The following is a 12,683-nucleotide window of genomic DNA, read 5'->3' as shown; positions in this document are numbered from 1 at the left end:
TAAAGATTATCTTCCTTTCTATCCGAAACGGATTAAAAAATCACGTTCGTTCAGTCGTGCCGACCGTTCGGCGGCCGCGAGAGGACCGCAACCGGGGAGAGGCGGCCGGAGAACGACGACCGGGGAGTGGCGACGCCGGCGACCGTCGGCGAGCGTCCGGACCGGGTCGGACCGGACCGACTCACGCCCGCGGCGGTTCGCGCTCGACCTCCACGTCGAGTTCGGCGGCCACGTCGGCCAGCAGGTCGCCTTTCACCTCCTCGACGCGGCTCTCGATGACCGCGACGACCGGTTGGTCGAACGCCTCGCGGATGTGGTCGATGCGCTCGCGCTCGGTGGCGACGCGCTCGCGGAGGTACCGGCCGCCCCGTCCCCGGTCGTCCTCGTCGGGGTCCGGCGTCACCCCGTTGACGACCAGACCGTCGACTTCGAGGCCGTACTCCCGCAGGCTCTCGACCGCCCGGTCGGTCTCCCGAATCGACAGTTCGTCGGGGTTCATCACGAGGAAGAACGCCGCGTCGTTCCGGAGGGTCTCGCGCGCGAACTCGAACTTCTCCTTGCGGCGTTTGAGGTGCTGGACGATGGGGTCGCTCTCCAACTTCCGCCGGGCCTCGCGCTCGCCGATGGCGGCCTTCTCGAACAGGTCGATGCTCTTGGTCCGTTTCTGGACGAGGCGGTCTATCCAGTCGCCCAGAAACTCGGGAAGCGACAGCAGGCGGAGGGTCCCGCCGGTCGGCGACGTGTCGAACACGACGCGGTCGTACTCGTCGCTGTCGCGCATCACCTCGATGAACCGGTCGAACAGCGCGGCCTCGTGTGCGCCGGGCGTCCGATGAGCGAGTTCTATCTGGCGGTCGATCTCGTTCACGATGCCCGCGCTCACCTGGTCGCTCATCCGTCGACGTATCTCCTGCATGTGGTCGTCTACCTCCTCCTCGGGGTCTATCTCCATCACCCAGAGGTTCTCGTCGCCCTCGACCCGTCGGGGGTCGTCGTCGAACGACTGGTCGAACACGTCGGAGGTGCTGTGTGCCGGGTCCGTCGAGACGAGCAGCGTCCGGAGGCCCGCTCGCGCACACGTCAGCGCGTAGGCGGACGAGACGGTCGTCTTGCCGACGCCGCCCTTGCCGCCGTAGAAGACGAACTTCTCCATCAGTGGACGTGGTACTGTTCGCCCTTGCGTTCGAGCAGCGACCCGCGGTCCCACATCCGTCGCTCCCACGCCTCGAAGTCGTCGGCGAGATAGGGGAGGAGTTCGACGGTGTAGTACGACACCGGACTCGGGATGCCGAAGGCGTCGGCGAAGCACCCGAACATGAACGCGTCGTCGGTGTCCTCGGCCTCCTTCTCGATGAGTTCGAAGGCGGGGTGTTCGACCATCCCGTGGTAGAAGCCGTGGAGCCACTCCTCGACCACCTCGCGGAAGGCTCCGATTCGGTCGGCAAGTGTCATCGTTTGCCAAACAGTCGTTCCGTCGATAAAAGCTTGCCGCCGTCCGGCGTCCGAGCGGCGGTCTTCGGCCGCCAGCGCGCCTGTGGCCCCGACCGCGACCGTTCGGCGCTCGCGGGGTCGGTCGCTCACGCGCCTCGACCGTCGGCCGTCGCTCGCTCACACGTCGTCGGCCAGCGCGTCCAGCGCGCGCCGGAGTTCCCCCCGGCGCTTCCACGCCGCGACGCGGTCGGAGACCGACGCCAGCGGGAGACCGAGGCTCACCCTCGAACGGGCCGTCACGCGACTTCCCTCGTTCTCCGCCTCGACCGAGAACGTCGTCTCCATCCCGTCGAACGGGCCCTCGTCGCCGCGCTGGCTGTAGCGCAGGCCGTCCGGCCGCTCCTCGAAGTCGAGTCGCATCGTCAACCCGGTCGCCTCGGCCGTCACCGTCGTCCCGTCGTCGGACTCCTCGGCGCCTACCACCTCGAAACTCCCCTCGTACTCGACCACGGCCTCGGGCGTGAGCGCGCGCTGGACGGCGGCGGGCGACGCGGGCACGAACGCCGACACTTCCACTTCGCGCATCGTCGGCCCTACGCACGGCGGGAGGAAAGCGTTACGGTCGGATTAACGGCTCTACTAAGGGAAGCGCCAGAAGCGCACAAATCCCGAAGACCGCCAATCCGCCGAGGAAGAGGCGACGGAGGCGGAGGTCGGGCGGCACCTCGCCCCGCAGGTCGGGTCTGGCGAGCCAGACGAACCGGTGGTAGGCGACGGCGGTCGCGGCGAGGAAGGCGACGGTCGAGAGGGCGAGCGCCGCCGGTAACTCGACGCCGACGGTGAGGAGGTAGGCCGGGCCGTAGCTGTAGCAGCCCAGGAATCCCAGCGCCGCGACGACCAGAAACGGAACCGGATCGACCGGGGTCCCCCGTCTGTTCTCGGGGCGCATACCGCTCGTCTACGCGTTCGTCGCCCTTCGCTCTGCTGGCCCCTCATCGACCTTCGCCGTGTTGACCCGTCCACCGACCTTCGGCGTGCTAGTCAGTCATCGTCACTTGCCGTGCTGACCCGTCGTCGTCGTTCGCTTCCCGACGACACACCGCCCGGTCGCTCGGCGGCCGTCCTGAGAAAGTGATAAGTTCGCGTGCGAGAGACCCTCTGCCGATGGCCAACTCGACGGGCGACCCGCGAGTGCTGTTCGCCATGAACCTCGTCCTCTCGGCGGCGTTCTCCTGGGTTCTCGTGTCGGCCCTGTCGTTCGTCGGCGTCACGCCGTTCTCGTGGCGGCGGGTCGCGCTCACGACGGCCGGACTGGTGGTCCTGACGTACGTCGTCGTGGAGTAGTCCGCGAGGGCCGCTCGTACCGCCCGCTCCACGCCGCCGGGCGCGTCTGACGAAGGTTTATAACGCCTGCTCGAAAGGGCCAACCGATGGTGAAATCGCCGGACAGCACCGCGAACTGCCCCCACTGCGACGCCTCGCTCGCGCACCTCCGACGCGGATGCGACGCCTGCGAACGCCGCGTCTCGTGGGACTGGACCGAACCCTGCCCGACCTGCGACGCCGAGACCGACGTGACCCGAGCGCGGTGTCGCAACTGCGAGACGACTCGCTCGCCGTGGGACGCCGTGGTCGCCCGCGTCCTCCGGGAGCGCCACCACGTCGATCTACACGTCGCCAAGGACGCGCTCCCGTCGCCCGCGAGCGCCGGATTCGTCCTCCACACCGGCGACCCGCGCGGCCAGCGCGCCGACTACCGACGACCGCTCCCCGACGGCAAAGGTGTCCACGTCAAGGAGTTCGCCGACCACTACGCGGTCCACTGGGACAAGGTGGACCCGACCGAGGACTTCCTCGGGCACGTCCTCGCGGACGCGCCCCACTGGCTCCTGTTCGGGGGCGTCCTCGGCGCGAAACTGGCACGCTGGCCCGTGGGACTCGGACGCGGACTCGCCGCCCATATTAAGAGCTAAAGCCCCGCGTCTCCCGCATACGGACAAGACATGACCATCGAAGACCGCGGGGACGCCAAGCTCGTCACCCACGCGCTGGCACAGGACACGCTCTCGAAACTCCGGGACGTGGAGACCGAGCAGGTCGGCTTCCGGAAGGGACTCGTCAAACTCGGCCGCATCTGCGGCTACGAGATAATCGACGGCGCGATGGAGACCGAGTACGTCTCCATCGAGACGCCCCTGACCGAGACGACCGGCCAGCGCGTCAAGGGACTCGACGACGTGGTCATCATCAACGTCCTCCGGGCCGCCACGCCCTTCGTGGAAGGTCTCCTCAAGGCGTTCCCCCGCGCCAAGCAAGGCGTCATCAGCGCGGGCCGCGACGAGGAGGCGGGCCGCGGCGAGGACGGCACCTTCCCCATCACCATCGACTACGTGAAACTCCCCGAGATTCAGGAGAAGGACACCGTCATCGTCGCCGACCCGATGCTCGCTACCGGCTCGACGATGTGTGCCGTCCTCGAGGAAGTCCTGCACGAACAGCCGAATCCCGAGGACCTCTTCGTCCTCTCGGCGGTCAGCGCGCCCGAGGGCCTGCTCCGCGTGGACGACGAGTTCGACGAGGCCGACCTCCTGACGGTTGCCATCGACGACGAACTCAACGACGAGGGCTTCATCGTGCCCGGGCTCGGCGACGCCGGGGACCGAGCGTTCCGGACGCAGTAATCAGGTTAGTCGAGAAGTTCGGACGGGGGCGTTGCGCCTGCATCGACAACTCCGGAGTCGAAAGTCACCAGTTCGGCATCTGCGTCCTCCGCCGCGGCGAGAAGTAGACAATCCATCGGATAGAGAAGGGTCTCCTTCTGTAGTCGGTTCGTCGCAAGTACATCAGATGTTTCGTGGACGAACACCTCGACCTCCTCCGAGATTCGATTTATCACTTCCTCCACCTGCTCCTGTTCTATTCTCTTTTTCTTCGCCAAGACGGTTCGTAGTTCGAGTAGGTTCAGTAACGACGTATAAAATTCGTAATCGGAGTTCAGAAGCTCTTTAGCCGTCTCTACTCGACTTGGCTCTTTTGGTAATCGAAGCTACGAAGATGTTGGTGTCTAGGAATAATCTTTTGCTCGTGTATCCTCGCGCAGTTCCCGGACTGACTCGACTGAATCGACGTTGACTTCCTCGAACATTCCTATCAGCAAATACTCAAGTTTCGGCTCAGTGTCGATATTGGCGAGTGAGTCTCCGAGCCCTTCTTGTTCTTCGTCAGAGGGTTCACTAGTCCCGAGAGACGAAAACGTTCGTACGGTGTTTCCCATCCGTGCCCAATAGCTTCTACTCGATAAAATGATTTTCCCGGCCTACAACCGGAACACCCGCGACGCCAGCGACCCGTCGCCGCGTTTGGCCAGAATAATCGTGCCGTCCGCGCGCCGTCCGACTTCTTGGGGCGTCGAACCGACGACCCGCCGCCGAATCGCGCCGCTCCTCGTCGCCCCGAGGACCGTCACGTCGTGGCGCTCGGACGCCGCGACGATGACGTCCGCAACGTCGCCCTCCCGGACGACGTTCTCGACCTCGACGTCGGATGGCGAACCGTCGCCGGACGCCGAATCGACGCCGGACACCGAGTCGGCTTGCGCCGCGAGCAACTCGCGGGCCGCAGATTCCTCGCGTTCCGACCCGACGACGCGGAGGAGCGTCACGGTGGCGTCGTTCTTCACCGCAATCGCCCGCGCGACCGACGCCGCGAAGTCGGCGTGTCGGCTCTCGGCGACCGGCAGGAGCACGGCTTCGACCTCGCCTGCGACCGCGCCGATTTTCTCGACCAGCACGTCGCAGTCGGCCCGGCGCACGACCCGGTCCACGTTGCTCCCGAGTACTGCGTCCTGCCGGGTGCGCTGTTCCCACCCGAGCAGGAGGGCGTCGCAGTCGCGCTCGCGGACGCCGTGGAGGACGCCGCGAGCGACCGACGACGCGACGAACAGTTTGCCGTTCACCGGCACGTCGCTCTCGGCGGCGACCGACACCGCCCGGTCGAGGACGGCCCGTCGCTCGCCGCCGAACTCGCGGGCGATGACCTCGTCTGTGAACAGCGCGAACGGCGACTCTCTGGGCGTGACGACGACGCCGACGACGAACACCTCGCCGCCGCGTTCGCTGGCGATGTCCCGCGCGGTCCGGACCAACTGCTCGGCGTTGTCGGGGTTGCCCACCGCGACGGCGATGCAGTAGTCGTCGTCGCTCATCGACGGAGACACGACGTCGGCGAGCAAAAGCGTTCGCGTCAGGTCGGTCTCTGCGCATCGCCAAAATTCATAACCCGTGCCGACACACCACGAGCCATGACAGACGACGAGTCCGACCCCTGCGACGACTGCCGGGACCCCGTCTCGGACGCGCTGGCGCGCACCGTCCGACTCACCGTGGACCGCTCGCAGATAGACGGCCAGCGGCTCTGTCCCGAGTGCTTCGCCGACTGGATAGACCGCTACGAGACCGAGATGCAACCCGAGGAGCGCCCGGTCATCGACGACGGCGACACCGACATCATCGTGGACTGACGCTCCGGCGACGGTCGGCCGACCGCAAATCCCCTCGCCGAACCCCTCTGTCTCGACTGGAGAATCGCGTGGTGACGAGAAGTTATTACGGATATTTCTCCTGACGAAAAGCACCCCCGTTCCCGAACGTAGGTCTCCGGAGGCGTTCGTGTCGGTCGTTAGTCACCGCCGTCGAACCCCTCCGTTTCGGGTGAACGACCGCACGACGGCGGCGGGATTTTCGCCGTAGCGACCGCTTCCGAAGCGACCCTTCCTGTGCGAAAAGTTGCCAATGGAGGGATGTGAGCCTACTCGCCGTCTTCACCGTCGTCGGCGTCGTCGGCTTCCTCGTTTTCCTCGTCCTCGGCCGCCGAGAGACCCTCGTCGCCGCGGTCGAGCGCCTTCGGCGCGTCGTGGTGGTCCGAGTAGCCGTCGAACCAGCGCACGAGGCGTTCGAGTCGGTCCACGACGTGGGCGGGTTCGCCGCTCCGGGAGAGTTCGTGGCCCTCGCGCGGGTAGCGAACCAGTCGAGTTTCCACGTCGTTTTTCTTGTACATGAGATACAGCATCTCGGCGTTGTTCACCGGGACGCGGTAGTCGTCGTCGCTGTGGATGAGCAGCGTCGGAGTGTCCACCTCGTCGGCGACCGCGGTCGGCGACCGCTCCCAGAGGAACTCGTAGTCGTCCCACGGGTTCGCGTCGAAGTCCCACTCGATGAGCTTGAAGGCGTCCGTCGAGCCGTAGAAGCTGTTGAGTTCGTAGACGCCGCGCTGGCTGACCGCGCCCGCGAAGCGGTCGGTCTGCCCGACTATCCACGTCGTCATGTAGCCGCCGTAGCTCCCGCCGGTGACGTACACGTCGTCGTCGTCCACGTACTCCCGACTCGCCACCTCCTCGACGCCGGCCATCACGTCCTCGTAGGCGACTTCGCCCCACTTGCCGCCCTCCAGCGCCGCCATGAACTCCTCGCCGTACCCCGTCGAACCGCGCGGGTTCGACCAGAAGACGACGTAGCCCCGCGCCGCCAGCAGTTGGAACTCGTGCCACATCGTCCCGCTGGTGGACCACATCGCGTGGGGGCCGCCGTGGATTTCGACCGCGAGGGGGTACTCCTCGCCCTGCTCGAAGTTGGGGGGCGTCAGAACCCAGCCCTGAATCTCGTCGCCCGACTCGTTCTCGAACCGGACTTCCTCGGGCTGGCAGACGGCGCGGTCGTCGAGGTAGTCGCTGTTGACGCGGGTGAGTCGCCGCGACTCGGCACCGCCGAGCGTCGAGACGAACACGTCGCCGGGGTGGTCCCACTCCGACCGGACGAACGCTATCTTGTCCGCGCCGACCGTGGCGGCCTCGACCTCGCCGTCGCCGACGACGCGCTCGGGGTCCGAACCGGCGTCGCCGGGCGCGCGCCAGACGGCGTACTCGCCCTCGTCGGGCGTGGCGAAGTAAATCCGCTCCTCGTTCGGTCCCCACTGGGGCGACATCGACATCGAGAGCGTCCGGTCGAGCGACTCGGTCGGCGTCGTCACCTCGCCGGTCTCCCGGTCCAGCACTTCGATTTCGGTCTGGCGGAGCGTCGCGTTCTCCTCGGGCGTGGCGGCGTAGGCGACTCGGCCGTCGCTCGTCGCTGCCAGCATCGGCGTCCACCCGGTCGTCCGTGTGACGGTCTCGGTCTCCTCGTCGGCGTCGAGGTCGTACTCCACCACGTCGATGACGATGTTGTCGTCGGGGTCGCCGGTCCGGCGCGCGCCGTAGAGCAGGGTCGTCGCGTCGGCCCACTCCGGGTTCAGATAGTCGTAGTCGCGGTCGGTGAGACGCCGGATTTCGTCGTCGCCGCTTTCGAGGTCCACGACGTAGACGTGCGAGCGCTTCCCGTCGAAGTACCGCTGACCCGCCCGGTAGACCTTCCGATCGATGACTCGCGGGTCGGGGTCCTCGGGTTCGAACTCCTCGCCGTCGAGACCCGTGTCGCGGCCCTCCTCGCGGTCGTCTTCGGTGACCTGCTGGGTGAACGCGATTCGACGGCCGTCGGGCGACCACGCGATTTCGGCGACGCCGCCGACCACGTCGGTCACCTGCCGGGCCTCGCCGCCGCCGGTCGGCATGACCCAGAGTTGCGGCCGGTCGTCGTCCGCGCCCCGCGTGCTGACGAACGCGAGTCGGTCGCCGCTCGGACTCCACCGCGGTTGGCTATCGACGCCCTCCGACACCGTGAACTGGCGCGGTTCGTCGCCGCCGACCGGGACGACGTGGACCGTCGCCGCGTACTCGTCGTCGGACTTCGGAATCTTCCGGACGAAGGCGACCCGCTCGCCGTCCGGCGAGACGCGCGGCTCCTCGACCTGCACGATGTCGTGATAATCGCTCGCACGAACCGTCTCCATACGGTTCGACTACGAACCGACCGGCAATAGTGTTTCGATTCGTAACTATACTATATCTGTCACGAACTCCCGGCCGAGTCGAACACCACGGGCGCGTCGTCGGCGAACCAGAACGAGGCGCGCTCGCCGCGTTCGACCGGGGTACTCCGGCCCTGCATCACCACCGATAGTTCGACGCCCTCGCCGACGTCCACGACGTAGTTGGTCTGGTCGCCTTGGAAGTACCGCTCGACGATTTCGCCCTCGAAGGTCTCGCCCGCCGAGCGGCCCCCGTCGGACTTCGCGCTCGGCCCGCCCGCGTCGGCCAGCGAGATGTCCTCGGGACGAATCGAGACGCTGACCGGTCCCTCGCCGACCGACTCGTCCGGGACGAACTCGATGCCGTCCCGGCCGCCGACCTTCACGACGGTCCGGCCCTCCTCGTCGTGGGCCTCGCCGTCCAGCAGATTCGTGTCGCCGATGAAGTCCGCGACGAACGGACTCGCGGGGTTCCGATAGATCTCCTCGGGCGGGCCGACCTGCTCGATTTTCCCCTCGTTCATGACTGCGAGGCGGTCGCTGAGCGTCATGGCGACCTCCTGGTCGTGGGTCACGTAGAAGAACGCGCCCTGCGTCTTCTCGTGAATCCTGCGCAACTCGACCTGCATCTGCTTGCGTAGCTTCCGGTCGAGACTCGACAGCGGTTCGTCCAGCAGCAGGACGCTGGGTTCGTTGACGAGGGCGCGGGCGAGCGCGACGCGCTGTTGCTGGCCGCCCGAGAGGTCGCCCGGATTCCGGTCCTCGTAGCCGCCGAGGTCCACGAGTTCGAGGTACTCCGAGGCCCTGTCTTCGCGCTCGGTCTTCCCGACGCCGGACTTCTTCAGTCCGTAGCCGACGTTCTCCGCGACGCTCATGTGCGGGAACAGCGAGAGGTGCTGGAAGACGAGATTGGTGTCGCGGGCGTCCGGCGGCACGCCCTGCATGTCTCGACCGTCGATGACGACCTGCCCGTCGGTGGGCGTCTCGAACCCGCTTATCATCCGGAGCGTGGTCGTCTTCCCGCACCCGGACGGCCCGACCAGCGAGAAGAACTCGCCGCGCTCGATACTGAAGTCGATGCCGTCCACGGCCGTCACGTCCCCGAACTCCTTGCGCACGTCCGCTAATCGTATTAGCTCCCCGTCCACTCCCATACCGCATGGTACTGTGTCACAATATAAAACGCCTCGGGGTCGGCCGAGAACGGAAGTCAAATTCTATTGAAGTCTTCGGCCGACGAGCGTCTGCGGTCGCAATCATCGAAATTAATCCGGCGAACTCCACAAAAAGCATAAACATTTATGATTGTTTCCCCCGACTCTCGACCTGGTGGGGGATACCAAATGACACGAAGCGGCGACAGCAGTCGTACCGAAACGAGCGACAACTCTCGGCGGCGCTTTCTGAAGGCCAGCGGTGCGGCCGGCGCGGCCGGACTGGTCGGACTGCCGAACTACGTCGGAACGGTCTCGGCCCAACGACCGACGCTCAACGTCCTGACGTGGGAGGAGTACGGCGACGAGCAACTGTTGGGACCGATTCAAGAGCAGGTCGGGGTGGACATCCAGATTACCAAGTCCACGTCGTCGGCCAAGATGTTCTCGTCGTGGAACGCCGGGCAGTACCGGCAGTACGACATCGCCATCCCGAACAACAATTACGTCCCGAAGATGATGAACGCGGACCTGCTGGCTCCGGTGCCGCAGGACGTGGTGTCGAACCAGAGTAACATCTACGATACGTTCCAGCAGTTCGCGAGCAACCAGTTCACCAGCGGCGGCGACGCTTACGGGGTGCCGATTCGGTTCGGGTGGTACGGCTACTCCTACGACTCCCGGAAGATTCCGGACCACGAACCGACCTACGAGATTCTGTTCAGCGACCAGTTCCAGGGGACGGACTTGAGCGGTAGTATCGTCATGTACGACAACCACTTCAAGGCGATGAGCGCGGCGGCGCTCTATCTCGGGATGCAGGACGCCTTCAAAGGGAAGCAGGTCAGCCTCTCTCAGGAGCAGTTAGACAAGGTCAAGCAGACGATGATAGACCAGAAGCCGCTGTTGCAGGGCTACATCGCGGCCGACCCGACCTACATCAAGTCGTTCCGGCAGGGTAACTTCCTCGTCGGCCAGTCGGGGCGGAACGAAATCGTCGAGATGAAAGTCAACGGCGACAACTGGCCGAAGATGGCCACGCCGAAGGAAGGCGCGCTCGCGTGGTTCGAGTCCGCGGTCGTCTCGAAGGCCTCGAACAACAAGCGGAAAGCGTGGGAGGTCATCGACGAGTACATTTCGCCGAAACTCGGCGCGACGCTGGCGAAGGTCGGCTACTCGCCCAGCGTCAATCCCGCGACTCAGGAGTACCTGACCCAGCGCCAGAACAACCTGTACGGTGCCATCGACCCGCAGAAGCTCCAAGACTTCATCCCGTTCAAGGCCGTCGAGAACGAGCGGAGTTGGATACAGGCGTGGGAGGAAATCAAGGTCGCGTAACGTGGCTACCGAAACTTCCGAGCGCGGCCAGTCCGCGCGCGAGCAGTTCGTCGGCGCGTTCACCTCGCGAGCCAGCAAGCTGGGGATAACCTCCGGACCGGCGCTGGTCTGGCTGTTCCTCCTGTTGCTGACGCCGCTGACGTTCATGGTGGCGGTCAGCTTCACGAGCGTCGATACGCTCACCTACGAGATCATCTGGGAGCCGACGCTGGGGAACTACAACCAGTTGTTCGCGGGTCAGGGACCGTTCTGGCAGACGGCGTTCTTCCAGTCGCTCGCGCTCTCGTACTTCATCGCGGCGGTGACGACGGTGCTGTGTTTAGTGCTGGCGTTCCCGCTCGCGTACCTGCTCGCGCGCCGGGGTGGTACGACGTTCAAGGTCGTCATCTTCCTCGTGCTGCTACCGTTCTTCACGATGTACCTCGTGCGGGCTTACTCGTGGTATCTCATGTTCGGCCCGAGCGGGGTCCTCAACAGCACGCTGATGCGACTCGGCATCACGAACGGGCCGCTGGGCATCTTCAACTACGGCGTACCGGCCATCATCGTCGGGCTGACCCACGCGTACTTCCCGTACATGCTGCTGTCGCTGTACGCCAGCCTCGACGGGTTGGACTTCTCGCTGACCGAGGCGGCCCGCGACCTCGGCGCGAGTCGGGCCGCGACGCTGAAGGACGTGATTCTCCCGCTTGTCCTGCCGGGAATCATCAGCGGGAGCCTGTTCGTGTTCGTGCCCGCGCTGGGGGCGTTCATCACGCCGCGGTTCCTCGGGCAGGGGAAGGTGCTGATGATCGGACAACTCATCGAGAGTCGAATCAACTCGCTGTACGCCATCGGCTACGGGAGCGCCGCGTCGATGTTCATCGTCCTGAGCATCGTCGTCGCGTTCGCGCTCGCGTTCCGGTACGTCAGCATCGAGGACTTGGGGGGCGTCTGAGATGGCGACAGAGACCGATTCGGGCACGGAGACCGACCGCGCTCCCGCGACCGAGCAGGGAACGGGGACTGGACTCCTCGACCACCAGCGCAAGGAGTGGCTCCTCGGGCGGGGTCTGTACGCCATCGCGGGCGCACTGCTCGTGTTCCTCTGGATTCCGCTCGCGGTGATGATGATCCTCTCGTTCGCGGTGAACGCCAGCACGTTCTTCCCGTTCCGCGGGTTCACGCTGGCGCACTACGCCGCGACGTTCGCGGACGGCGCGCTGATGACCTCGCTGTGGCACAGCGTGCAGGTCGCTACGCTTGCGGCCGCTATCGCCACGCTACTCGGCGTCCTCGCCAGCTTCGCGCTCGCCCGGTACGCCTTCCCGCTGAAGGAGACGTACCGCACCTTCGGCATCCTGCCGATGGTGATTCCGGGGGTCGTGTTGGGCATCGCGCTGCTCATCTACTTCCGGACGCTCCTGCCGCAACTGTTCGGCATCACTATCGTGCCGGGATTCTGGACGATAGTGCTGACCCACAGCGTCTACGGCCTGCCGTTCGTCCTGCTCATCGTGACCTCGCGGCTCTACACGTTCGACGAGTCGCTGGAGGAGGCCGCCCGCGATTTGGGCGTGGACCCGCTCACCACGTTCTGGGACATCACGCTTCCCATCGTCGCGCCCGCCATCGGCGCAGGCTTCCTGTTCGCGTGGATTCGGTCGTTCGAGGACTTCATCCGGGCGTTCTTCGTCCGCGGAACGATGGACGTGCTGACGACCTCGATGTTCTCGATGATAAAGTACGGGACCGCGCCGAAGATGAACGCCATCTCGTCGTTCATCGTCTTCGTCATCGCGGTGGTGCTGGCAGTAGCGATGAACGTCGGTAACGTGACGGGGATGGTCGCCGGGACCGAGAGCGACGAGGAGTAACTCCTCC

Annotated in this window: 16 protein-coding genes; 7 read left to right on the top strand and 9 right to left on the bottom strand. The window is 65.6% G+C overall.

Annotated elements, in window-relative coordinates; all coding sequences use genetic code 11:
* Window positions 1-181 precede the first annotated feature (181 nt).
* The 4 genes from M0R88_RS06405 to M0R88_RS06390 form a co-directional block, all read right to left on the bottom strand.
* Window positions 182-1,153, bottom strand: coding sequence for an ArsA family ATPase (locus M0R88_RS06405; protein ID WP_248656119.1), 972 nt, complete (start codon window positions 1,151-1,153; stop codon window positions 182-184).
* The gene (locus tag M0R88_RS06400) at window positions 1,153-1,452 is read right to left on the bottom strand and encodes a DUF7990 family protein (protein WP_248656118.1); all 300 of its coding nucleotides are present in this window, start codon (window positions 1,450-1,452) and stop codon (window positions 1,153-1,155) included. The genes M0R88_RS06405 and M0R88_RS06400 overlap by 1 nt, the downstream gene beginning before the upstream one ends.
* Window positions 1,453-1,608: 156 nt before the next feature.
* Window positions 1,609-2,016, bottom strand: coding sequence for an SRPBCC family protein (locus M0R88_RS06395; RefSeq protein WP_248656117.1), 408 nt, complete (start codon window positions 2,014-2,016; stop codon window positions 1,609-1,611).
* A 31-nt stretch (window positions 2,017-2,047) separates the two neighbouring features.
* Window positions 2,048-2,380, bottom strand: a complete 333-nt coding sequence (locus M0R88_RS06390) for a hypothetical protein (RefSeq protein ID WP_248656116.1) — start codon at window positions 2,378-2,380, stop codon at window positions 2,048-2,050.
* A 215-nt stretch (window positions 2,381-2,595) separates the two neighbouring features.
* On the opposite strand from M0R88_RS06390, the gene M0R88_RS06385 reads away from it, so the two are divergent.
* The 3 genes from M0R88_RS06385 to upp all read left to right on the top strand — a co-directional run bounded on the left by M0R88_RS06385 (window position 2,596) and on the right by upp (window position 4,112).
* The gene (locus M0R88_RS06385; RefSeq protein WP_248656115.1) at window positions 2,596-2,775 is read left to right on the top strand and encodes a DUF8107 family protein; all 180 of its coding nucleotides are present in this window, start codon (window positions 2,596-2,598) and stop codon (window positions 2,773-2,775) included.
* Window positions 2,776-2,861: 86 nt separating this feature from the next.
* Window positions 2,862-3,404, top strand: a complete 543-nt coding sequence (locus tag M0R88_RS06380) for a hypothetical protein (protein ID WP_248656114.1) — start codon at window positions 2,862-2,864, stop codon at window positions 3,402-3,404.
* A gap of 30 nt (window positions 3,405-3,434) precedes the next feature.
* Window positions 3,435-4,112, top strand: a complete 678-nt coding sequence (upp, locus tag M0R88_RS06375; RefSeq protein ID WP_248656113.1) for a uracil phosphoribosyltransferase — start codon at window positions 3,435-3,437, stop codon at window positions 4,110-4,112.
* A gap of 5 nt (window positions 4,113-4,117) precedes the next feature.
* On the opposite strand, the gene M0R88_RS06370 is transcribed toward upp, so the two are convergent.
* The 3 genes from M0R88_RS06370 to M0R88_RS06360 all read right to left on the bottom strand — a co-directional run bounded on the left by M0R88_RS06370 (window position 4,118) and on the right by M0R88_RS06360 (window position 5,635).
* Window positions 4,118-4,396: a PIN domain-containing protein gene (locus tag M0R88_RS06370; RefSeq protein WP_248656763.1), complete on the bottom strand. Its 279-nt coding sequence runs from the start codon at window positions 4,394-4,396 to the stop codon at window positions 4,118-4,120.
* Window positions 4,397-4,495: 99 nt separating this feature from the next.
* Complete coding sequence (locus M0R88_RS06365; RefSeq protein WP_248656112.1) at window positions 4,496-4,705, bottom strand: hypothetical protein; 210 nt, start codon at window positions 4,703-4,705, stop codon at window positions 4,496-4,498.
* Between the two features lie 42 nt (window positions 4,706-4,747).
* Window positions 4,748-5,635 (bottom strand): universal stress protein, encoded by an 888-nt coding sequence (locus M0R88_RS06360; RefSeq protein WP_248656111.1) that lies wholly within the window; start codon window positions 5,633-5,635, stop codon window positions 4,748-4,750.
* Between the two features lie 96 nt (window positions 5,636-5,731).
* Between M0R88_RS06360 and M0R88_RS06355 the strand changes: the two genes are divergently transcribed.
* On the top strand, window positions 5,732-5,950 hold the full coding sequence (locus M0R88_RS06355) for a DUF7569 family protein (protein WP_248656110.1): 219 nt from the start codon (window positions 5,732-5,734) through the stop codon (window positions 5,948-5,950).
* A 287-nt stretch (window positions 5,951-6,237) separates the two neighbouring features.
* On the opposite strand, the gene M0R88_RS06350 is transcribed toward M0R88_RS06355, so the two are convergent.
* Complete coding sequence (locus M0R88_RS06350) at window positions 6,238-8,310, bottom strand: S9 family peptidase (protein ID WP_248656109.1); 2,073 nt, start codon at window positions 8,308-8,310, stop codon at window positions 6,238-6,240.
* A gap of 59 nt (window positions 8,311-8,369) precedes the next feature.
* Entirely contained in the window at window positions 8,370-9,482 is a 1,113-nt protein-coding gene (locus M0R88_RS06345; protein WP_248656108.1) for an ABC transporter ATP-binding protein, read from the bottom strand.
* A gap of 189 nt (window positions 9,483-9,671) precedes the next feature.
* Here M0R88_RS06345 and M0R88_RS06340 point away from each other — a divergent pair, with 189 nt between their 5' ends.
* Genes M0R88_RS06340 through M0R88_RS06330 form a run of 3 tightly spaced genes read left to right on the top strand, consistent with a single transcriptional unit; the run spans window position 9,672 to window position 12,676 of the window.
* A complete protein-coding gene (locus M0R88_RS06340) occupies window positions 9,672-10,820 on the top strand; it encodes an ABC transporter substrate-binding protein (protein WP_248656107.1) in 1,149 nt (382 codons plus the stop codon).
* Window position 10,821: 1 nt separating this feature from the next.
* A complete protein-coding gene (locus M0R88_RS06335; RefSeq protein ID WP_248656106.1) occupies window positions 10,822-11,757 on the top strand; it encodes an ABC transporter permease in 936 nt (311 codons plus the stop codon).
* 1 nt (window position 11,758) lies between these two features.
* Entirely contained in the window at window positions 11,759-12,676 is a 918-nt protein-coding gene (locus tag M0R88_RS06330) for an ABC transporter permease (protein ID WP_248656105.1), read from the top strand.
* Window positions 12,677-12,683: the final 7 nt, after the last annotated feature.

The sequence above is a fragment of the Halorussus gelatinilyticus genome, assembly GCF_023238445.1.
Lineage (GTDB): Archaea > Halobacteriota > Halobacteria > Halobacteriales > Haladaptataceae > Halorussus > Halorussus gelatinilyticus.
Note: the sequence above shows the minus strand (reverse complement) of the source record. Positions and strands in the feature narration are given on the sequence as shown.

Excerpts from the sequence above, each read along its gene's own strand:
- M0R88_RS06405 (WP_248656119.1), bottom strand. The coding sequence starts at position 1,153 with ATGGAGAAGTTCGTCTTCTACGGCGGCAAGGGCGGCGTCGGCAAGACG.
- M0R88_RS06400 (WP_248656118.1), bottom strand. The coding sequence starts at position 1,452 with ATGACACTTGCCGACCGAATCGGAGCCTTCCGCGAGGTGGTCGAGGAG.
- M0R88_RS06395 (WP_248656117.1), bottom strand. The coding sequence starts at position 2,016 with ATGCGCGAAGTGGAAGTGTCGGCGTTCGTGCCCGCGTCGCCCGCCGCC.
- M0R88_RS06390 (WP_248656116.1), bottom strand. The coding sequence starts at position 2,380 with ATGCGCCCCGAGAACAGACGGGGGACCCCGGTCGATCCGGTTCCGTTT.
- M0R88_RS06385 (WP_248656115.1), top strand. The coding sequence starts at position 2,596 with ATGGCCAACTCGACGGGCGACCCGCGAGTGCTGTTCGCCATGAACCTC.
- M0R88_RS06380 (WP_248656114.1), top strand. The coding sequence starts at position 2,862 with ATGGTGAAATCGCCGGACAGCACCGCGAACTGCCCCCACTGCGACGCC.
- upp (WP_248656113.1), top strand. The coding sequence starts at position 3,435 with ATGACCATCGAAGACCGCGGGGACGCCAAGCTCGTCACCCACGCGCTG.
- M0R88_RS06365 (WP_248656112.1), bottom strand. The coding sequence starts at position 4,705 with ATGGGAAACACCGTACGAACGTTTTCGTCTCTCGGGACTAGTGAACCC.
- M0R88_RS06360 (WP_248656111.1), bottom strand. The coding sequence starts at position 5,635 with ATGAGCGACGACGACTACTGCATCGCCGTCGCGGTGGGCAACCCCGAC.
- M0R88_RS06355 (WP_248656110.1), top strand. The coding sequence starts at position 5,732 with ATGACAGACGACGAGTCCGACCCCTGCGACGACTGCCGGGACCCCGTC.
- M0R88_RS06350 (WP_248656109.1), bottom strand. The coding sequence starts at position 8,310 with ATGGAGACGGTTCGTGCGAGCGATTATCACGACATCGTGCAGGTCGAG.
- M0R88_RS06345 (WP_248656108.1), bottom strand. The coding sequence starts at position 9,482 with ATGGGAGTGGACGGGGAGCTAATACGATTAGCGGACGTGCGCAAGGAG.
- M0R88_RS06340 (WP_248656107.1), top strand. The coding sequence starts at position 9,672 with ATGACACGAAGCGGCGACAGCAGTCGTACCGAAACGAGCGACAACTCT.
- M0R88_RS06330 (WP_248656105.1), top strand. The coding sequence starts at position 11,759 with ATGGCGACAGAGACCGATTCGGGCACGGAGACCGACCGCGCTCCCGCG.